The sequence below is a fragment of the Alsobacter sp. KACC 23698 genome, assembly GCF_045348435.1.
Lineage (GTDB): Bacteria > Pseudomonadota > Alphaproteobacteria > Rhizobiales > Beijerinckiaceae > Alsobacter.
In genome coordinates this window covers 2,409,540-2,429,026 of the sequence record NZ_CP157484.1, presented here as the reverse complement: position 1 = coordinate 2,429,026, position 19,487 = coordinate 2,409,540, and the positions used below count along the sequence as shown (strand labels likewise).

Here is a 19,487-nt window from a genome sequence, read left to right as displayed (position 1 = left end):
ATTTGGATCGCGGGTCAACGCACGCCGCGCCGCTTGGGCCACGAGCGCCCCCCTTGGCGTGGGAAGATGTGCGATGTCCTGACGCAGTCGGGCTGATCCCGGCTTGCTGCACTGCAATAATTGGCTACTATGCAGGCATCATGACTGAGTGCACAAAAACCGTGCAACCAAGGCGAGCGCCCCTGGCGATCGGGCCTGTCGCGCTGGACGGCTGCGTCGCGCTGGCGCCCATGTCGGGCGTCACGGACGCCGGGCTGAGGCGCATCGCCCGGCGCTTCGGCGCCTCGCTGGTCGTGTCCGAGATGGTCGCGTCGGACGAGTTCGCCCGCGGCTCGGCAGAGGCGATGCTGCGCGCCGAGGGCGCGGGCATCGATCCTCATGTCGTGCAACTGGCGGGTCGGCAGCCTCACTGGATGGCCGAGGCGGCCCGCATCGCGGAGGGCGCCGGGGCGTCCGTCGTCGACATCAACATGGGCTGCCCCGCCAAGAAGGTGACCGGCGGCCTGGCGGGCTCGGCGCTGATGCGCGACCTCGACCACGCTCTGAGCCTGATCGAGGCGACGGTCGCGGCCGTGCGCATTCCGGTGACGGTGAAGATGCGGCTTGGCTGGGACGACGCCACCCGGAACGCTCCGGAACTCGCGCGCCGCGCGCAAGACGCCGGCGTGCGGATGATCACCGTCCATGGGCGCACGCGCTGCCAGTTCTACAAGGGCGAGGCGGACTGGTCGGCGATCCGGGCCGTGAAGCAGGCGGTCTCGATCCCGGTGATCGCCAATGGGGACTGCAACGGCCTGAAGGACGCCCGGACCATGCTGGAGCGCTCGGGCGCGGACGGCGTGATGGTGGGCCGCGCCGCGGTCGGCCGCCCGTGGCTCGTCGGGGCCATCGCGCGCGCGCTCGAGGCGGGCGGAGAGGTCGTCGCCGAACCGGCGCTGGAGGCCAGGCGCGACGCCGCGATGGAGCATTATGACAGCCTGCTCTGCGCCTATGGGGCGCGGGTCGGCGTGCGGCACGCCCGCAAGCACCTGGCCGCCTATGCGGACGATCTCGTCCGCGAGGGCAGGGCGGTGCGGCCGGATCTGCGCCGCGCGCTGGTCACGGCCGAGGACCCGGCGCAGGTCGCCGCGGCCCTGCATTCCGTTTTCGAGTCACCCCTGTTGGACGAAGCCGCATGAACCTCACCGCCTTGGCCCGTGGCCGCCGTCGCGATGGACCCGCCGCCTCCGCCAGCCGGGGCGACGCCATCCTGAACGTCCTGCCGTTGCCGGTGCTGCTGGTCGACGACGACAACCAGGTGGTGGAGGCCAACGCGGCGGCCGAGTTCTTCTTCGATATGAGCCGGGTGATGCTCTGCCGACACCGGCTGGCCGACCTGCTGCCCTTCGGCTCGCCGATCCTGTCTCTGGTCGACGAGGCGCGGCGACGCAGCGGCAGCATGAACGAATATCGCGTCGACATCGGCAATCCGCGCATCGGCAGCGAGCGCATCGTCGACGTCTTCGTGGCGGCGGCCGGCGAGGCGGACCCGCAGGTGGTGCTCATGCTGCAAGAACGGACACTTGCTGAAAAAATAGACAGACAGCTCACCCATCGCGGGGCCGCCCGCTCCATCTCGGCGCTGGGCTCCATGCTGGCGCACGAGATCAAGAACCCGCTGTCGGGCATCCGCGGCGCGGCGCAGCTGCTCGAGACCTCCGTCGACGACGCCGACCGCACCCTGACGCGGCTGATCTGCGAGGAGACGGACCGGATCGTGAAGCTCGTCGACCGGTTCGAGGACTTCGCCGACGGCCGGCCGCTCGAGCGCGAGGCGGTCAACATCCACGCCGTGCTGGAGCATGTGAAGCGCCTCGCCGTCTCGGGCTTTGCGCGGCATATCCGCTTCATCGAGACCTATGATCCCTCCCTGCCGCCCGTGATGGGCAACCGCGACCAGCTCATCCAGGTGTTCCTGAACCTGGTGAAGAACGCCGCGGAGGCCATCGGGCCCGACGCGGTGGACGGCGAGATCGAGCTGACGACGGCGTTCCGCCCCGGCGTGCGCATGACGGTTCCGGGCACGCGCGAGCGGGTGAGCCTGCCGCTGGAGTTCTGCGTGCGCGACAACGGCCCCGGCGTGCCGGAGGATCTCGCCCGCCACCTGTTCGATCCCTTCGTGACCACCAAGCAGAGTGGGAGTGGCCTCGGTCTTGCTTTGGTTGCAAAGATCGTTGGGGACCACGGGGGCGTCGTCGAATGCGACTCCCTGCCCCGCAGGACGACCTTTCGCGCCCTCATGCCGATGCATGTGGCGCGCGACGGCCGGGCCTGACAACACAAAGGGTGATCGATGCCGAGTGGCACTATCCTCGTCGCTGACGACGATGCCGCGATCCGGACCGTTTTGAATCAGGCGCTTGCGCGGGCTGGCTACGAAGTTCGTTCGACCGGGACCGCCTCCGGGCTCTGGCGGTGGGTGGCGGCCGGCGAGGGCGACCTCGTGGTCACCGACGTCGTGATGCCGGACGAAAACGCCTTCGACGTGCTCCCGCGGATCAAGAAGCTGCGGCCCGACCTGCCGATCATCGTCATGAGCGCGCAGAACACCTTCATGACGGCCATCAAGGCCTCCGAGCGCGGGGCCTATGAATACCTGCCCAAGCCCTTCGACCTGAAGGAGCTGATGGCGATCGTCGCCCGCGCCCTGTCGCGGCCCAAGGGCGCCCCCCTCGCCGACGAGCCCGAGCATCCCGAGGACATCCCGCTGGTCGGACGTTCGCCGGCCATGCAGGAGATCTACCGGGCGCTCGCCCGCCTGATGCAAACCGACCTCACCGTGATGATCACGGGCGAGTCCGGGACCGGCAAGGAGCTGGTCGCCCGCGCGCTGCACGACTACGGCAAGCGCCGGAAGGGCCCGTTCGTGGCCGTCAACATGGCCGCGATCCCGCGCGACCTGATCGAGAGCGAGCTCTTCGGCCACGAGAAGGGCGCCTTCACGGGCGCGATGCAGCGGGCCTCCGGTCGCTTCGAGCAGGCCGAGGGCGGCACGCTGTTCCTGGACGAGATCGGCGACATGCCGATGGAGGCCCAGACGCGGCTCCTGCGCGTGCTGCAGCAGGGCGAATACACGACCGTGGGCGGGCGCACGCCGATCCGCACCAATGTGCGGATCGTGGCGGCCACCAACAAGGACCTGCGGATCTCCATCCAGCAGGGGCTGTTTCGCGAGGACCTGTTCTTCCGGCTCAACGTCGTGCCGCTGCGCCTGCCGCCGCTGCGCGAACGCTCCGAGGACATCCCGGACCTGGCGCGGCACTTCTTCACCATGGTGGAGAAGGAGGGCCTGCCGCGAAAGCAGATCGACGCGGCGGCGCTCGACCGCATGAAGCGGTATCGCTGGCCCGGCAATGTGCGCGAGCTGGAGAACCTGATCCGCCGCCTGGCGGCGCTCTACCCGCAGGAGACGATCACCGAGCCGCTCATCGAGGCGGAGCTCGCCGAGCCGAGCCTCTCGTCCTCGCCGATCCTGAAGGCGGACGCGCCGATCGACGAGGACACCCTGATGGCCTCGGTGGAGCGGCATCTCGGCAAGTATTTCTCGCAGTTCAAGGGAGACCTGCCGCCTCCCGGGCTCTATCACCGCATCCTGCGGGACCTGGAGGAGCCGCTGATCGGCGCCGCCCTGTCGGCGACCCGGGGCAACCAGATCAAGGCGGCCGAGCTGCTCGGGCTCAACCGCAACACGCTGCGCAAGAAGATCCGCGACCTGGAGATCCAGGTGATCCGCACCACGCGCTGACGCCCGCTCGGCGGCTGAGGCCCGCTCGACGGGCCGCACCCGAGGCGCAGGACGCTCGTCGCGTCAGAGCATGTCGAGCGGACGCTTGCGCCTTGGCGGGGGATATTCGCGGTCGATCGCGGCGAGGTCCTCGGCGTCCAGCGTGAGGTCGGCCGCGGCGCGGTTCTCGCGCACGTGCTCGATCGTGCCGGCCTTGGGGATCGCGATCACGTCCGGGCGGCGCATCACCCAGGCGAGCGCGATCTGGAAGGGCGACACGCCGTGCTTGCGGGCCACCGCGTTCAGCGCGCCCGTTCGCGGCAGCGATCCCTGCTCGATGGGACTGTAGGCCATCACCGGGATGCGGCTCTGGGCCAGCTTGGGCATGAGCTCGAATTCGGGGCCGCGGCGCACGAGGTTGTAGAGGATCTGGTTGACCGCGCAGGCTTCCCCGCCCGGCGCGCCCGCCAGCTCGTCCATTTCGTCGCTGTCGAAGTTGCTCACGCCCCAGGCCCTGATCTTGCCGGCGGCGCGCAGGTCCTCGAAGCCCCGAATGGTCTCCTCGATGGGCTCGGCGCCCGGCCAGTGCAGGAGATAGAGGTCCAGGTAATCGGTGTTGAGGCGCCGCAGGCTGCCCTCGCAGGCCTTGGCCACCCCGCTGCGCGAGGCGTTGTGGGGATAGACCTTGCTGACGAGGAAGACCTCCTTGCGCAGCCCCTGCAGCGCCTGGGAGAGCAGCTGCTCGGTGCGCCCTTCGCCATACATCTCGGCGGTGTCGACCAGCGTCATGCCGAGTTCGACTCCCAATTGCAGCGATTCGATCTCGGAGCGCCGCCGCTCCGGGCGCTCGCCCATCCGCCAAGTGCCCATGCCAAGATTCGGAACCTGCGTTCCGTCCGGGAGCATGAGGGTGCGGATCATCAAGTCCTCCGATGCACGGATATGGCGGCCCGGAATTCGGGCCCGCTCGTTCCAACCAATTCGGTCCGACACGCAAGGTTGCCGCGACCCACCCCCGAAGGCGCAACACCCGTGTGTCGGAACTGTGGAGGTCGCAGCGCCAAAAAATCGGCGTTTGGCGGAACGACCCCCGAGGCTCCCCGGTTTGCTGTCGAACCCGACGTTCGAATCCATCCCGGAGAGGCCATCATGAGCGACATCGCAGATTCTTTCTCCAGCAAAGGCGCGAGCGCCGTGAATGTCGGGAGCACGGAGCGCGCGCTGTCGACCATCGGAGGCGCGCTCATCGTGCTCGACGGGCTGCGCAGCGGCAGCCTGTTCGGCGCGATGAGGGCCGTGCTGGGCGCGGCCCTGATCGCGCGCGGCGTGGGCGGTCACTGCCCGGCCTATGCGGCTCTGGGCGTCGACACCACCCATGACGACGTGAAGTCGCTCGGACGGGGCTGAGGAGCGCCATGAGCTTCTTCATGACGAGCCCGCTCTTCACCAACGGGCAGGCGATTCCGGCGCGGTTCACCCGCCGCTCGGAAAACATCTCGCCGCCGCTGGTGATCCAGGGCGCGCCCGAGGGGACGCGCAGTTTCGCCCTGCTCGTGCAGGACACGGACGCCGACGACTTCGTCCACTGGGCGGCCTTCGACTTCGCCGAGACGCATCTGCCGGAGGCCGCGGGGAACGACCCCGCGGCCGCGCCGCCGGGCATGAAGCAGGCGCTGAACGGCTTTGGCCGGGCCGCCTATGACGGCCCGCAGCCGCCGGAGGAGGACGGCGTCCACAACTACTATTTCCGGCTGATCGCGTTGCCGGAGCCGACGCTGGGCTTCGACGACGGCTGCGATGCGCTGGAGATGTGGCGCAAGGCGCGCGCCATGCGCCTGGCGGAGGTCGAGCTGATCGGCCTGTTCATGGGGACGCCCCTGTAGGACGGGCGAACGCGCCAGACGGCCCGCGTGACGCGATGGACGCCGTCCGACAACCCTGTAATCTCCCGCTGCGCGCCCTTTGGCGAAGGCCCCTGTCGAGGGCCGCGGCGCGCCGCACAGGGAGAGATGGATGACGAAGGAGTTCACCCGCCGCGACGTGGCCCGGCTGGCGGCCGCAGGCCTGTCCATCGCGGCGCTTCAGTCGCGCAGCGCCTTCGCGCAGGGCCCGACCTTTTTCCGCATCGGAACGGGCGGCACGGCCGGCACCTACTATCCGGTCGGCGGCATGATCGCGAACGCGATCTCCAATCCTCCCAACCTGATCCTGACCGCGCAGGCCTCCAACGGCTCGGTCGCCAACATCAACGGCATCGCCAGCGGGCAGCTCGAATCGGGCTTCACGCAGGCCGACGTGGCCGCCTGGGCCTATTCGGGCACGGGCCTGTTCGAGGGCAAGCCGAAGGCCGAGGACCTGCGCCTCATCGCCAATCTCTACCCGGAGAGCATCCACTTCGTGGCCGGCAAGTCCGCCAAGGTGAAGTCCATCGCCGATCTCAAGGGCAAGCGCATCTCGCTGGACGAGCCGGGCTCCGGCACGCTGGTGGACGCGCGCATCATCCTGAAGGCGTTCGGGATCTCCGAAAGCGACATCAAGCCGGAATACGTCAAGCCGAACCAGGCCGCCGACAAGATCCGCGACGGCTCCCTCGACGCCTTCGTGTTCGTGGGAGGCTATCCGACGAGCGCCATCGCCGAGCTGGCGGCCACCGGCGGCGGCGTCGACATCGTGCCCATCGTCGGGCCGCAAGTGGACGAGTTGCGCAAGCAATACGCGTTCTTCGCGGAGGACGAGATCCCGGCCGGGACCTACAAGGGCGCGGACGCGGCCAAGACGCTGGCCGTGGGGGCCCAGTGGGTGACCTCGGCGAAGATATCGCCGGACGTCGTCTACGAGGTCACCAAGGCGCTGTGGGCCGACAAGACCCGCGCCGCCCTCGACGCGGGGCACGCCAAGGGCAAGATGATCCGCAAGGAGACGGCCCTGGCCGGAGCGGGCGTGCCGCTGCATCCGGGCGCGGAGAAGTTCTACCGCGAGGCCGGCCTGCTCAAGTAAGGGCGGACTTCCAGACAACGAGAGCGGGACGGGGCGGCGGGTGAAGCAGCGCGTGGATGGAACGACGGCGGGTCTCGAGCTGGATCCGCTGAAGCTCGAGGAAACCTTCGACCCCGAGATTCACTTCCGGCCCCTTTTGCCGAAGACGGCCCTCCTGGTCGCGGCGCTGCTCTTCGCGCTGTCCTGCTTCCACTACTACACGGCGGGTTTCGGGCTCCTGCCCGAGACCACCCATCGCGGCGTCCACATGGCGTTCGTGCTGGGGCTCATCTTCCTGGTCTTCGCCGCCCGGCCGAGCCAGCAGGACCGGCTCGCGCCGCACGCCTGGTTCCGGCCGGGCGGCATCCTGCTGGTCGACTGGGCGATGATGCTGGCCGCCGTCGCGGCGAGCCTCTACGTGCCGTGGATCTTCCACGAGCTCGCCTTCCGGGTCGGCAATCCGTCGTCCGCCGACGTCGTCATGGGCACGCTGCTCATCGTGGTGCTCCTGGAGGCGACGCGCCGCTCGGTCGGCCTCGCCTTGCCGCTGATCGCGGTCGGCCTCATGGTCTACGCGTATTTCGGCCCCACGATGCCGGGGATCTTCAAGCATCCCGGCGCGAGCTGGGCGGGGCTCGTCAACCACCTCTATCTGACCAGCCAGGGCGTCTACGGCGTCGCGCTCGGCGTCGTCGCCACCTATGTGTTCCACTATGTGCTGTTCGGCGTGCTGGCGACGCGGATCGGGCTCGGCAAGCTCTTCATCGATCTCGCGTCCTGGGTCGCGGGCGGCTACGCCGGCGGCCCGGCCAAGGTGGCGATCTTCGGCTCGGCGCTGTTCGGCATGATCTCGGGATCGTCCATCGCCAACACCGTCACGGTGGGCTCGCTGACCATCCCGGCGATGATCAGGCTCGGCTATCCCAAGCACTTCGCCGCCGCCGTGGAGTCGACCGCCTCGACGGGCGGCCAGATCACGCCGCCGATCATGGGCGCGGCGGCGTTCCTGATGATCGAGTTCCTGGGGGTCTCCTACTCTACCATCATCCTGGCCGCGATCGTGCCGGCCTTCATGCATTTCTTCGGGGTGTTCTGCCAGGTTCACTTCGAGGCGAAGAAGAAGGGCATGCGCGGGCTCACCCGCGAGGAGCTGCCCGACCCGGCCCGGACCATCCGCGAAGGATGGCAGACGGTGACGCCGCTGGCCGTGCTGCTGCTCGTGCTCTTCAGCGGCTACACGCCCTATCTGGCGGCGTTCTGGGGCATTACGTCCTGCATGGTCGTGGGCGTCGGGCGCTCGCCGGCGATCACGGTCGGGGCCTTCGCGGCCATTGTGGCGGCGGTCTTCACGGGCCTGCTGACGACCTGGTGGTTCATCGGCCCGATGGCCGCGGCGGTCGCCGTGCTGCTCGTCCAAGCCTGGACGTCGGGCGGGGAGCGGCGCGACAGGGTGGCCGACATCGGCGACGCCTTCGTGGTGGGAGCGAAATACGCCATCTCGGTCGGCGCGGCGGCCGCCACGGTGGGAATCATCGTGGGCGTGGTGACGCTGACCGGCGTCGGCTTCAAGATCTCCTGGATCGTCACCCAGCTCGCCGGCCAGATGGGCGGGGCCGTGCTCTCCGTGCTGCCGACGGGGGTCTTCACCCCGGCCGGCACGACTTTGTTCTTCACGCTCCTGCTCACCGCGATCGTGTGCATCCTGCTGGGCTGCGGCGTGCCCACCACGGCGACCTACATCATCATGGTGACGGTGGCGGCGCCGACCCTGGGCATGCTGGGCGTGGCGCCCATCGTGGCGCATTTCTTCGTGTTCTATTACGGCGTGCTGGCCGACATCACGCCTCCCGTGGCGCTGGCCGCCTATGCGGGCGCCAGCATGGCGGGGGCCGACCCGTTCCGCACCGGCAACACCGCCTTCCGGCTCGCGCTCGGCAAGGCGCTGGTGCCGTTCGTCTTCGTCTATGGTCCGTCCATGCTGATCGTCACGCAGGGCTTCACCTGGACGGACTTCGCGGTCACGACCTTCGGGTGCATGGCCGGCATCGTGATGCTCTCGGCGGCGTTCAGCGCCTATATGCTGGCGCCGCTGCGCGGCTGGGAGAGGGTGCTGCTCGCGGTGGCGGCTCTGCCCACGATCGCGCCGGGGCTCGCCTCGACGCTGGCCGGGCTGGCGCTGGCGAGCCCGGTGTTCCTGCTGCAGATGAAACGCCGCACGGTCTCGCCGGCGCCGCGGCGCGTCGAGGCCTAGACGCTCAGCGCCGGCGCAGGACCAGCACGTTGCCGGCCATGACGAGCGCGAGGCCCAGCGCGGCCGGGGTCGTCCACTGGTAGCCTTCCACCACCGTCGAGATGAGCAGCGCGAAGACCGGGAACATCACCGTGGAGTAGCCGGCCCGCGCCGCGCCGATGCGCCCCAGCAGCGTCAGATAGGCGACGAAGGCCATGACGGACGACACGGTCGAGAGCCACAGCAGGCCGCCGACATATTTCGCCGTGGGCTCCACCACGAAGGGATCGCCCTTGGCGGCCGCGAAGGCCGCGAGCGAGAGCGCGCCGTAGAGCATGCCCCAGGCGGTCGCCGGGATGACGGCGACGCCGCCTCTCTGGATCCAGGCCGACAGCATGTTGCCCGAGCAAAACAGCAGCGTCCCGAAGACGCACAGGCCCAGCCCCAGCGCCGCGGCGGCGTCGAAGCTCGCGCCGAAGAGGCGGGGCGCGAACATGAGGAAGACGCCGCCGAGCCCCAGCGCCGCCCCGAGGGCGACCCGCCCCTCGATGCGCTGGCCCAGGATCGGCCAGGCCAGCAGCATGTTGAACAGGGAGGCGGTGGAGAAGACCACGGCCAGGAGCCCGGAGGGCGTCGACAGCCCGCCATAGTAGAAGCTGACGAAATTGAAGGCGAAGATGAGCAGGCCCAGCGCCAGGAACCGCAGATGCATGGCCGGGGGATAGCGCAGGCGCGCGCCGGACATCCCCGCCCAGGCGAACATGATCACGCTGGCGATGGCGAACCGCCACATGATCGACACCTCGGGGCTCACCACCCCCAGCTGCCATTTCAGGGCGATCCAGCTCGTCGACCAGGCGAACACGACGGTGGCGTAGAGCGCCATGTCGAAGCCGCTCAGTCCCGTCGGTCGCCGGGTTTGGGCCGCGGGCGCGGCGGGGAGCGGGAGAGCCGGCGTGGGCAGGGGGCGGGGAGCGGCGTTCATGCCCGGCACGCTACCGGGCGGCTTCGTCCGCGACAAAGCAGACCTCGTGATGTCAGGCATGCCGGAGAGTGATGGTTTCCTGAAGCGCCGGCCTGGCGGTTCTGGCGCTTCGCAGGCGCGCCGGCGGCGCAGATTCCGGGTTGCGGGCGCCCGGCGGATGAGGTGATCTCGGCCGCCATGGATGAAGCCGTCGCCGAGATCGTCGAACTCCCCTCCAGCCCGGCCGTCACGATGACGGCCCTGCAGGCGCGCCGCATCGCGCTGGCGGCGCTGGGCTTCGGTCGCCCCCGGCCGGCGCAGGCGGAGCGCCGGCATGTCGACGCCATGGCGAACCGGCTCGGGCTGATCCAGATCGATTCGGTCAATGTGCTGGCGCGGGCCCATTACGCGCCCGGCTTTTCGCGGCTCGGGCCCTACGACCCCGCCTGGCTGGACCAGTCCGCCTACGGGGGGAGGCGGCGGCGCCTCTTCGAATATTGGGGTCACGAGGCCTCGCTGATCCGCTGCGACCTGCAGCCTTTCCTGCGCTGGCGCATGGCCCAGGCCGAGCGCGGGGAGGGCATCTACAAGGGCCTGGCGCGTTTCGGGCGGGAACGGCCGGACGCGGTCGCGGCGGCGCTGCGGGAGATCGAGACGCGCGGCCCGAGCAGCGCGCGCGACCTCGGCGACGAGCGCGGGGCCGGCGCGTGGTGGGGCTGGAGCGACACCAAGCGGGCGCTGGAATGGCTGTTCTGGGCGGGCAGGATCACCACGGCCTTGCGCCGCGGCAATTTCGAGCGCGTCTACGATCTCACCGAGCGGGTGCTGCCCCGCAAGGTCCTGGACGCGCCGACCCCTGACGAGGCCGACGCGCAGCGCGAATTGCTGCGGGTCGCCGCCCGGGCGCTGGGCGTCGCGACGTCGCAGGACCTGCGGGACTATTTCAGGCTCGCGCCGGCCGCCGCGGCGCGGCTTCCCGAATTGGTGGAGGAGGGGACGCTCGTGCCCGCGCAGGTCAAGGGCTGGGGGCGCCCCGCTTACCTCCATGCCGACGCGGTCCGGCCCCGCAAGGTCGCCGCCCGGGCGCTCGTGTCGCCCTTCGATCCGCTGCTCTGGGCCCGGGACCGCACGGAGCGCCTCTTTGGCGTGCGCTACCGGCTGGAGATCTACACGCCCGAGCACAAGCGCGAGCACGGCTACTACGTGTTGCCCTTCCTGCTGGGCGACCGGATCGTCGGGCGGTTCGACCTCAAGGCGGACCGGCAGGCGCGCCGCCTCGTCGTCCAGTCCGCCCATGCGGAGAAGGGCGCGGACCTGGAGGAGGTCGCGCTCGCCGCGGGCGACGAGTTGCGGCTGATCGCCGGCTGGCTGGACCTGCCGGAGATCGCGGTGCGGCCGAAGGGGGACCTCGCTCGGCATCTGGCCCTGTGAGCATGGCGGCTTGACCGGCGCGGTCGCTGCTTGTCTGCTCGACCCGGGCGAGAATGACGGGGACGCGAACGTGACGGACACCAGGAGACCGGCCGAGCAGCAGGAGCCCCGCGGCGACCTCACGGTCCGCACCATCGCGATGCCGAGCGACACCAACGCCAATGGCGACATCTTCGGCGGCTGGGTGATGTCGCAGATGGACCAGGCGGGCGGGATCGCGGGCGTGGAGCGGGCGCAGGGCCGGGTCGTGACCATCGCCGTGGAGGCGATGACCTTCATCCGCCCGGTGGCGGTCGGGGATGTGCTGTGCGTCTACACCCAGGTGGACAGCGTCGGCCGGACCTCGATGAAGATCCACATCGAGGCCTGGGCGCGGCGCTTCCAGACGCGCCACCGCGAAAAGGTGACGGACGCCACCTTCACCTTCGTGGCCATCGACGACGACGGGAAGCCGCGCGCCGTGCCGCCGCTCATGGCCGAGGGTCAGTAGGGCAGGCCGACATAGTTCTCCGCCAGCGACGTCCGGGCGGCGCGGGACTCCTCCAGATAGATGAACTCCGCCTCCTGCATGCGTCGCTCGAACGCGTTCTGGTCGGCGAAGCGGTGCAGCAGCGAGGTCATCCACCACGAGAAGCGCTCGGATTTCCAGATGCGCGCCAGCGCCCGGCCGGAATAGGCGTCGAGTCCGGCCTCCGACCGGTCGGCGTAGCGCTCGATCAGCGCCTCTGACAGGTAGTGGACGTCGCTCGCCGCCAGATTGAGCCCCTTGGCTCCGGTCGGCGGCACGATATGGGCGGCGTCGCCCGCCAAGAAGAGCCGCCCGAAGCGCAGCGGCTCGGCCACGAAGCTGCGCAATGGCGCGATGGACTTCTCGATGGACGGCCCCGTGACGACGTTGGCGGCGGCGTCCGGATCGAGCCGATGGCGCAGCTCGTCCCAGAAGCGGTCGTCGGACCAGTTTTCGACCCGCTCGTCGGAGCCGCACTGGATATAGTAGCGGCTGCGGGTGGGAGACCGCATGGAGCAGAGCGCGAAGCCGCGGTCGTGGCCGGCGTAGATCAGCTCATGCGAGCAGGGCGGCACGTCGGCGAGCACGCCCAGCCAGCCGAAGGGGTACACCCTTTCGAAGGTCTCCAGCGCCCCGGCGGGCGCGCTCGCCCGGCTGACGCCGTGGAACCCGTCGCAGCCTGCGATGAAATCGCAGGCGAGGTCGTGCGCGCGGCCGTCCTTGGTCCAATGCACGCGGGGCGATGCGCCGTCGAAGGCGTCCAGGGAGACGCCTTCCGCCTCGTAGACGGTCGTCAGCCCGGCCGCTTCCCGCGCGGCCATCAGGTCGCGCGTCACCTCGGTCTGGCCGTAGACGGTGACGCATTGGCCGGTGAGGTCCTTCAGGTCGATCCGCTGCCGGCGGTTGGCGAAGCCGATCGCGAAGCCCTCATGTGGCAGGCCCTCGGCTTTCAGCCTTGCGTCGACGCCGACCTTCGACAGAAGGTCCGTCGTGCCCTGCTCGAGAACGCCGGCGCGGATGCGCGACAGGACGTAGTCCTTCGACCGGCGCTCCAGGATGACGCTCTCGACGCCGGCCCGGTGCAGCAACTGCCCGAGCAGGAGGCCGGCGGGGCCTGAGCCGATGATGGCGACCTGGGTCCGCATGGCGTGCATTCCTCGAACATCTCGCAAGCGGAGACGGGCTTGGCCTGTTACGGCCCGCCCCAGGCATAGGATCAACGCCGGCCGGTCGCAATCCTCGCCACGCCCCGGGTTGCAAGACCGGCGAAACAGGCTATTGCGGCAAGAGCCGCGACGGCGCGGCGGAGCCAGCGAGGACGCCATGGCGCAGGACATCCAGTCGGAAATCCCGGACGGCGGCCGCAGGGTCGCGCTCGTGACCGGCGCGGCGCGGGGGATCGGCCTTGCGACAGCCAGGCGGTTCCTGGCCGAGGGCTGGCGCGTGGCGCTGCTCGACATCGACGAGGAGCGGCTGGCCCGGACCGTCGAGGATCTGGCCGATCCGGACGCCGTGCTGGCGCTGCCGGGCGACGTCGCGGACGCCGCGACGGTGTTCGCCGCCTTCGAGACCCTCTCGCGGCGCTTCGGGCGGCTCGACGCGCTGGTCAACAACGCCGGGACGGCGGTGTTCAAGCCCATCCTGGAGACAACGCCCGAGGAATGGCGCCGCGTGCTGGACGTCAACCTCACGGGGCCGTTCCTGTGCGCGCAGGCGGCCGCGCCGCTGATGAGCGAGGCGGGCGGCGGCGCCGTCGTCAACATCACCTCGATCTCGGGGCTGCGCGCCTCGACGTTGCGGGTGGCCTATGGGACCAGCAAGGCGGCGCTGGCGCATCTCACGCGCCAGCAGGCGGTGGAGTTCGCGGGCCTTGGCGTCAGGGTGAACGCCATTGCGCCCGGCCCGGTGGACACCGCCATGGCCAAGGAGGTGCACAGCCCTGAGATCCGCGCCGACTATCACGACGCGATCCCCCTCAACCGCTACGGGCTGGAGGAGGAGATCGCCGAGGCGGTGTTCTTCCTGTGTTCGGAGAAGTCGGCCTACATCACGGGCCAGACGCTCGCCGTGGACGGCGGGTTCGACGCCGCCGGGATCGGCCTGCCGACGCTGAGGCGGGACCGCAACCGCTGACGAGGGTTCGTTCGGCCGCCAAGCGGGATCGAACGGTGCTCGATGGCCCCTCCGGATCGAGCGCGCCTGCAGATCGATGGGGAGCACGATCATCTGGCAGGCAAGGACGATGATACGCCTGCGCGCCGGATCGTGTAGCCGGTGAAAATGCGTAAGCCGAATGGGCGACGATGGCGAGGTTGATGTCTTTCAAGCACGGAGCGGGCCCAGCATGGACGTGACGCTCGCGGCGGACCTGGGCGGAACGAGCCTGCGCGTCGCGCTGATGGACCGCGACGGCGCGGCGATCGCCAGCGCGGCGAGGCCGCAGCCCTTCGGCGCGCCCGGCGACGACGAGGCGGACCCGGAGCGCTGGTGGGTCCTGTTCCAGGACGCCGCCGCCGAGCTTCGGTCGGCGGCGCCGGCCGCCTTCGGCCGGATCTCCTGCGTGGCGATCACCGGGGCGACCCGCACACAGGTGCTGCTCGACGCGGCGGGACGCGCCATCCGCCCCGCCATGACATGGGCGCACGCCCGGGCGGCGGACCTCGCCCCGGATCTGGCGGCCCGGCTGCCTCAGGACGATCCCGAGGTCGCCCATGTCAACGCCTTCCACCCGCTCGCGAGGCTGGCTTATGTCGCCCGAAGCTGGCCGTCCGACGCTCAGGCGGTCGCGACCGTGGTCGAGCCCAAGGATGTTCTCAATGCGAGGCTGACGGGCCGCGCGGCGTCGGATCCGATCTCGTCGGCGCGGCTCGCAGCATGCCTGCGACCGTCGGCGGGAGGCCGCAGCCTGTGCGAGATCGCGGGCCTGCGCCCTCCCGCGCTGGACCTCGTCAGCCCGGGCGAGGCGATCGGCCGGGTCCTCCCGGGGCGCGGCGGCGCGCTCGACGACGTGGCGGGCGCGCCCGTCGTCATGATGGCGCACGATTCCTGGGCGTCGGCGCTGGGCCTGGGCGCGCTGCGGCATGGCGGCGCCTACAACCTGTCCGGCACGACGGAGGTGCTGGGCGTGTTCTCGCGGCGGCCCGCGACGTCGCCCGGACTCATGAGCGTCGATTGGGGCGGGCTCACGCATCTGGGCGGGCCGGGCCAGAACGGGGCCGATGCGGCCGCCTGGGCGATGTCGGTGATCGGCGCCCCCTCCGGGCCGCCGGGCGCGGCGCTGGATGCGCTCCTGGCGCAGCCGCGGCGGGAGCAGCCGCTGCTCTTCCTGCCCTATCTGCAGGGTGAACGGACGCCCTATTGGGATCCGGACCTGCGGGGCGCCTTCATCGGGCTGCAGCGTCGGCACGGTCCCGCCGACCTCGCTTTCGCGGTGCTGGAGGGCGTGGCCTTCCTGAACCGCATCGTGCTGCGTCAGGCCGAAGAGGCCTTCGGCTTCCGGGCTGCCGAGATCCGCTTCGGGGGCGGAGGCGCGTCGAACGCGGTCTGGGCGCAGATCAAGGCGGATGTCTGCGGCCGGGCGGTCGCGACCAGCGCTGCGCCGGAGCCGGGCCTCGTGGGAGGCGCGATCGCGGCGGCGGTCATGGGGGGCGAAAGCCTGGAGGACGCGCAGGACCGGATGTCCCGCCCGGCCGCGCGCTTCGAGCCGCGGTCCGACCGCAGCGCGCATTTCGATGCGCTCTTTCACCTCTATCGCGAGGCCGAGCGCGCCGTCGCGCCGCTCTCGCATGCGCTCGCCCGCATGACGCAGCCCACCGCTTTCGCGACGCCGTGACTGGCGCGCCGGGCGTCAGCCGCCTAGTGTGGCCGCGCCCTCCGCTGTTCCTCCACCGCGTCCTTCATGAAACAACTCGTCGAGATCTACGGCACTGCGTTCGCCGGCCTCGTGCTCGTGCTGGTTTTCGTGCTGTTCGCGCCCAATTTCGCGACCGCCGGAAACCTCCTCAACGTCCTGAAGGACACGAGCTTCCTGGCCATCCTGGCGCTCGGATTCGGGCTGGCGCTGACCATTGCGGAGCTGGATCTCTCCATCGCGGAGGTCGCCAGCCTCGCGGCCGTCACGGCCGGCGCGCTCATCCAGGCGAAGGTCGATCCCGCGCTCGCGGCCGCGGGCGGGATGGCGGTCGGGCTGAGCCTGGGCGTCTTCAACGGCTTCGGCGTCACGGTGCTTCGCGTCCCGTCGCTGATCGTGACGCTCGGGACCGCCGCCATCGCGCGCGGCCTGGCCTTCATGCTGACGCAGGGCGTGGCCTTCGTGGGCCGCTGGCCGACCAGCTTCACCGGGCTGGCCCGCGGGTCGATCTACGGCGTCCCCAACCTGGTGCTCTGGCTCGCCGGGGTGACGGGCGTCGTCTACGCGCTGCTGAAATGGACCCGGACCGGGGCGCGCATGACCGCCACCGGGGAGGCCGAGGAGGCCGCCCGGCTCTCCGGCATCGCCACGGCGCGCATGAAGCGGCTCGGACTGGCGCTGTCGGGCGTGCTCGCCGGGCTGACGGCCGTGCTGCTGGCCGCCAGCGTGTCCTCCGCGGCGCCCAACATGGCGGGCGACTACTTCCTTTACGCGATCGCGGCGGTGCTGCTCGGCATGACCATGTTCGAGCCCGGCCGCCCCAACGTCGCCGGCACGGTGTTCGCCGCCTTCGTGCTGAAGGCGCTGGGCAACGGCCTCGTGCTGATGGGCGCCGCCTATTACGTCCAGGACATCATGCTGGGCGTGATCATCATCGGCTCCGTCGCGTTCTCGGCCGGCGTGGTCAAGAAGGCCGCCTTCAAGGTATAGAGCGATACAACCATCACGGGGGAAAGCGTCATGACGGGCTGGAAGACTGCAATCTTGGGTGGAGCCGCGCTGCTGGGCGCAAGCCTCGCCGGGTTCGAGGCCCAGGCGTTCGAGGTGGGCGTCATCGGCTTCCAGTTCTCGTCGGAGACGCATGCGCGCGTCGCCAACGCGGCCGCCGCCGCCGCCAAGGAGAAGGGCTGGACGGTGACGCTGCTCAACTCCGAAGGCGCGCTCCCCAAACACGCCGAGCAGTTCGAGACGCTGATCACCAAGAAGGTGGACGCCATCATCGTCGCCATGGGCAAGCCGATCGAGGCCGACGCCCAGTTCAAGGCCGCCAAGGACAAGGGGATCCCGGTCGTGACCGTGCAGTCGGGCGGCAGCCCGCACACGCTGTTCGACATCCAGCCGAACGAGTTCAAGGTCGGCGCGGAGGCGGCGCTCTACCTGCTCGGGCAGATGGGCTACCAGGGCCAGATCCTCACCGCCCGCTTCGACGGCAACGTGGCCTCGCGCATCCGCGGCAAGGTGCTCGACGCCGTGCTGTCGGAGAACCAGGGCGTCAAGGAGATCGGCAAATTCTCCATGGCCCGCACCCAGAGCTGGCGCGACGACGTGAAGAGCGGCATGCAGGCGCTGCTGCTGCAGAACCAGGGCAAGGTGCAGGGCGTCTGGGCGTCCTTCGACGGGCAGGCCTACATCATCGACGACATCCTGCAGCAGCAGGGCGTGAAGAAGGGCCAGATCCCGCTGGTGTCGGTGGATGGCGGCCAGGAGAGCTATCGCCGCATCGCCGATCCGGAGAGCGCCTTCATGGCCACCGTGGCGATCCCGTTCGAGGAGATGGGCAAGGCCGCGGTGAACGCCGTGGACGCCATCGTGGTCAAGAAGCAGCCGAAATCGGCGGTGACCAACGGGCCCTATCTGTATGTCGACGCCGTGCTGGTCGACCAGTCCAACGTCAAGCAGTTCATGAAGTGAACGAACAGGGCCGGCCCGCTCCGGTGACCGCCATGCCGCACGCCTCTCCCACCGTAGCCCTCGGGACGGCCGCAGAAGCGCCGCCGATCCTGAGCCTGCGCGGGGTCTCCAAGTCCTATGGGGGCGTGAACGCGCTGGTCGACGTCGACCTCGACGTCCATCGCGGCGACGTGCTGGCGATCTGCGGCGACAACGGCGCGGGCAAGTCGTCGCTGATCAAGATCATCTCGGGCGCGCAGCCCCCGAGCTCGGGGACCATGACGCTGCGCGGCGAGGAGGCCGGCTTCCGCTCCCCGCACGACGCCCTGCAGAAGGGCGTCGCCACCATCTACCAGGACCTGGCGCTCGCGCCGCGGCTCTCCATCGCCGACAACGTCTTCATGGGGGCCGAGCTCACCCGTTCGCTGGGGCTGCCCTTTATCCGCCTGCTCGACAAGGCGCGGATGCGCAGCGAGGCGCGCCGCTATCTCGGCCGCCTTTCGGTGGACATCGCCGACACCCGGCGCCCGGTGGAGGGCCTTTCGGGCGGCCAGCGCCAGGCCGTGGCGATCTCGCGGGCGCTGCGCTGGGACGCCGAGATCATCATCATGGACGAGCCGACGGCCGCGCTCGGCGTGCGCGAGACAGCCCAGGTGCTCGATCTGGTCCGGAGCCTGAAGGCGGACGGGCGCACCGTCATCCTCATCAGCCACAACATGCGCGACGTGGTCGCGCTGGCCTCGCGCGTCGTCATCCTCAGCCATGGCCGCAAGATCGTCGACCGTCCGGTCGCCGGGCTGGAGGCCGACGACATCAGCCACATGATCATGACCGGCGCGGCGAACGGGGAGGGCGGCTTGGCCGCCAAGCGCGCATGACCGCAGGGCGGATCCCGATCCTCATCGACACCGATCCGGGCCAGGACGACGCCGTGGCGATCCTGCTCGCCTGCGCGCATCCCGGCGAACTCGACCTGCGCGCCGTCACGGCGGTGGCGGGCAACGTGCCCGTCGGGCAGGCGACGGCCAACGTGCTGCGCATCCTGGATCTCGCCGGGCGCGAGGAAGCGCCGGTCCATCGCGGAGCGGAAGCGCCGCTGCTCTACCCGCTGGAGACGGCCGAGTTCGTCTGCGGCCCGGACGGGCTGACGGGCGCGGACCTGCCCGTCTCGGCGCGCCGGGCCTCGCCCGGCCATGCGGCGGAGGCCCTCGTCGCCGCGCTGCGGGCGGCTCCGGCCAGGAGCGTCACGCTGTGCGCGCTGGGGCCGCTCACCAATCTGGCGCTGGCGTTCCGGCTGGCGCCGGACGCGCTCGGGCATGTCGAGCGGATTGTGCTGATGGGCGGGGCGCTCGGCCTGGGCAACATGACGCCCGCGGCCGAGTTCAACGCCTATGTGGATCCGCACGCCGCCGCGATCGTGTTCGGGGCCGGCGTCCCCATCGTGATGTTCGGCCTGCACGCGACCCACCAGGCCGTGCCCAACGACGACGAGATGGCGCGGCTCGCCGCGCTCGGCGGCAGGAGCGCCGCGGCGGCCCATGGAATGATGACGCGTCCGCGCGCCGGCGGGCTCGGCACGGCCGGCCATCCGATGCACGATCCACTGGTGATCGCCTGGCTGCTGTGGCCGGACCTGTTCCAGGGGCGGGACTGCTTCGTGGAGGTGGAGACCGGCCCCGGCTCGCAGCGGGGTCGCACCACCATCGACTGGCACGGCCGCCTGAAGCGGCCCCCGAACGCCTTCGTGGTCGACGGCGTCGACGCCCGCGGGTTCTTCGCGCGGCTGATCGGGTCGCTCTCCAGGCTGCCCTGATC

The 19,487-nt window shown here is 70.3% G+C and carries 18 protein-coding genes; 15 read left to right on the top strand and 3 right to left on the bottom strand.

The features are described 5' to 3' along the window. Positions 1–140 precede the first annotated feature (140 nt). Genes dusB through ntrC form a run of 3 tightly spaced genes read left to right on the top strand, consistent with a single transcriptional unit; the run spans position 141 to position 3,784 of the window. Positions 141–1,178, top strand: a complete 1,038-nt coding sequence (gene dusB, locus ABEG18_RS11260) for a tRNA dihydrouridine synthase DusB (protein WP_406858145.1) — start codon at positions 141–143, stop codon at positions 1,176–1,178. Beyond that, a complete protein-coding gene (locus tag ABEG18_RS11255; RefSeq protein WP_406858144.1) occupies positions 1,175–2,314 on the top strand; it encodes a nitrogen regulation protein NR(II) in 1,140 nt (379 codons plus the stop codon). Before dusB ends, ABEG18_RS11255 begins: the two co-directional genes overlap by 4 nt. 18 nt (positions 2,315–2,332) lie before the next feature. Then, positions 2,333–3,784 carry a nitrogen regulation protein NR(I) gene (gene ntrC / locus ABEG18_RS11250; protein ID WP_406858143.1) on the top strand — a complete coding sequence of 484 codons (1,452 nt, stop codon included), beginning with the start codon at positions 2,333–2,335 and terminating at the stop codon, positions 3,782–3,784. A 63-nt stretch (positions 3,785–3,847) separates the two neighbouring features. Here ntrC and ABEG18_RS11245 read toward each other — a convergent pair whose 3' ends face one another. Beyond that, complete coding sequence (locus tag ABEG18_RS11245) at positions 3,848–4,684, bottom strand: aldo/keto reductase (protein WP_406858142.1); 837 nt, start codon at positions 4,682–4,684, stop codon at positions 3,848–3,850. 228 nt (positions 4,685–4,912) lie between these two features. Between ABEG18_RS11245 and ABEG18_RS11240 the strand changes: the two genes are divergently transcribed. The 4 genes from ABEG18_RS11240 (at position 4,913) to ABEG18_RS11225 (ending at position 8,990) form a co-directional block, all read left to right on the top strand. Then, positions 4,913–5,170 (top strand): DUF2892 domain-containing protein, encoded by a 258-nt coding sequence (locus tag ABEG18_RS11240; RefSeq protein ID WP_406858141.1) that lies wholly within the window; start codon positions 4,913–4,915, stop codon positions 5,168–5,170. An 8-nt stretch (positions 5,171–5,178) separates the two neighbouring features. Then, positions 5,179–5,646, top strand: coding sequence for a YbhB/YbcL family Raf kinase inhibitor-like protein (locus ABEG18_RS11235; RefSeq protein WP_406858140.1), 468 nt, complete (start codon positions 5,179–5,181; stop codon positions 5,644–5,646). A 130-nt stretch (positions 5,647–5,776) separates the two neighbouring features. Further along, on the top strand, positions 5,777–6,760 hold the full coding sequence (locus ABEG18_RS11230) for a TAXI family TRAP transporter solute-binding subunit (protein WP_406858139.1): 984 nt from the start codon (positions 5,777–5,779) through the stop codon (positions 6,758–6,760). Positions 6,761–6,800: 40 nt separating this feature from the next. Further along, on the top strand, positions 6,801–8,990 hold the full coding sequence (locus tag ABEG18_RS11225) for a TRAP transporter permease (RefSeq protein WP_406858138.1): 2,190 nt from the start codon (positions 6,801–6,803) through the stop codon (positions 8,988–8,990). A 4-nt stretch (positions 8,991–8,994) separates the two neighbouring features. On the opposite strand, the gene ABEG18_RS11220 is transcribed toward ABEG18_RS11225, so the two are convergent. Then, complete coding sequence (locus ABEG18_RS11220; protein WP_406858137.1) at positions 8,995–9,954, bottom strand: DMT family transporter; 960 nt, start codon at positions 9,952–9,954, stop codon at positions 8,995–8,997. A 231-nt stretch (positions 9,955–10,185) separates the two neighbouring features. Between ABEG18_RS11220 and ABEG18_RS11215 the strand changes: the two genes are divergently transcribed. Both ABEG18_RS11215 and ABEG18_RS11210 read left to right on the top strand, forming a co-directional pair. Then, the gene (locus ABEG18_RS11215; RefSeq protein ID WP_406858595.1) at positions 10,186–11,364 is read left to right on the top strand and encodes a winged helix-turn-helix domain-containing protein; all 1,179 of its coding nucleotides are present in this window, start codon (positions 10,186–10,188) and stop codon (positions 11,362–11,364) included. A gap of 139 nt (positions 11,365–11,503) precedes the next feature. Beyond that, entirely contained in the window at positions 11,504–11,854 is a 351-nt protein-coding gene (locus ABEG18_RS11210) for an acyl-CoA thioesterase (RefSeq protein ID WP_406858594.1), read from the top strand. Here the strand turns inward: ABEG18_RS11210 and pobA are convergent. Next, positions 11,848–13,017, bottom strand: coding sequence for a 4-hydroxybenzoate 3-monooxygenase (gene pobA, locus ABEG18_RS11205; protein ID WP_406858136.1), 1,170 nt, complete (start codon positions 13,015–13,017; stop codon positions 11,848–11,850). The two genes, ABEG18_RS11210 and pobA, sit on opposite strands and share 7 nt — an antisense overlap. Before the next feature lie 178 nt (positions 13,018–13,195). On the opposite strand from pobA, the gene ABEG18_RS11200 reads away from it, so the two are divergent. From ABEG18_RS11200 to ABEG18_RS11175, 6 genes are all read left to right on the top strand, one after another. After that, the gene (locus tag ABEG18_RS11200) at positions 13,196–14,005 is read left to right on the top strand and encodes an SDR family NAD(P)-dependent oxidoreductase (protein WP_406858135.1); all 810 of its coding nucleotides are present in this window, start codon (positions 13,196–13,198) and stop codon (positions 14,003–14,005) included. Between the two features lie 211 nt (positions 14,006–14,216). Next, complete coding sequence (locus tag ABEG18_RS11195) at positions 14,217–15,704, top strand: FGGY-family carbohydrate kinase (protein ID WP_406858134.1); 1,488 nt, start codon at positions 14,217–14,219, stop codon at positions 15,702–15,704. A gap of 66 nt (positions 15,705–15,770) precedes the next feature. Next, positions 15,771–16,712 carry an ABC transporter permease gene (locus tag ABEG18_RS11190; protein ID WP_406858133.1) on the top strand — a complete coding sequence of 314 codons (942 nt, stop codon included), beginning with the start codon at positions 15,771–15,773 and terminating at the stop codon, positions 16,710–16,712. 30 nt (positions 16,713–16,742) lie between these two features. Continuing rightward, positions 16,743–17,693, top strand: a complete 951-nt coding sequence (locus tag ABEG18_RS11185) for a sugar ABC transporter substrate-binding protein (protein ID WP_406858132.1) — start codon at positions 16,743–16,745, stop codon at positions 17,691–17,693. Positions 17,694–17,725: 32 nt separating this feature from the next. Next, a complete protein-coding gene (locus ABEG18_RS11180; protein WP_406858131.1) occupies positions 17,726–18,550 on the top strand; it encodes an ATP-binding cassette domain-containing protein in 825 nt (274 codons plus the stop codon). After that, positions 18,547–19,485, top strand: coding sequence for a nucleoside hydrolase (locus tag ABEG18_RS11175; protein ID WP_406858130.1), 939 nt, complete (start codon positions 18,547–18,549; stop codon positions 19,483–19,485). The genes ABEG18_RS11180 and ABEG18_RS11175 overlap by 4 nt, the downstream gene beginning before the upstream one ends. Positions 19,486–19,487: the final 2 nt, after the last annotated feature.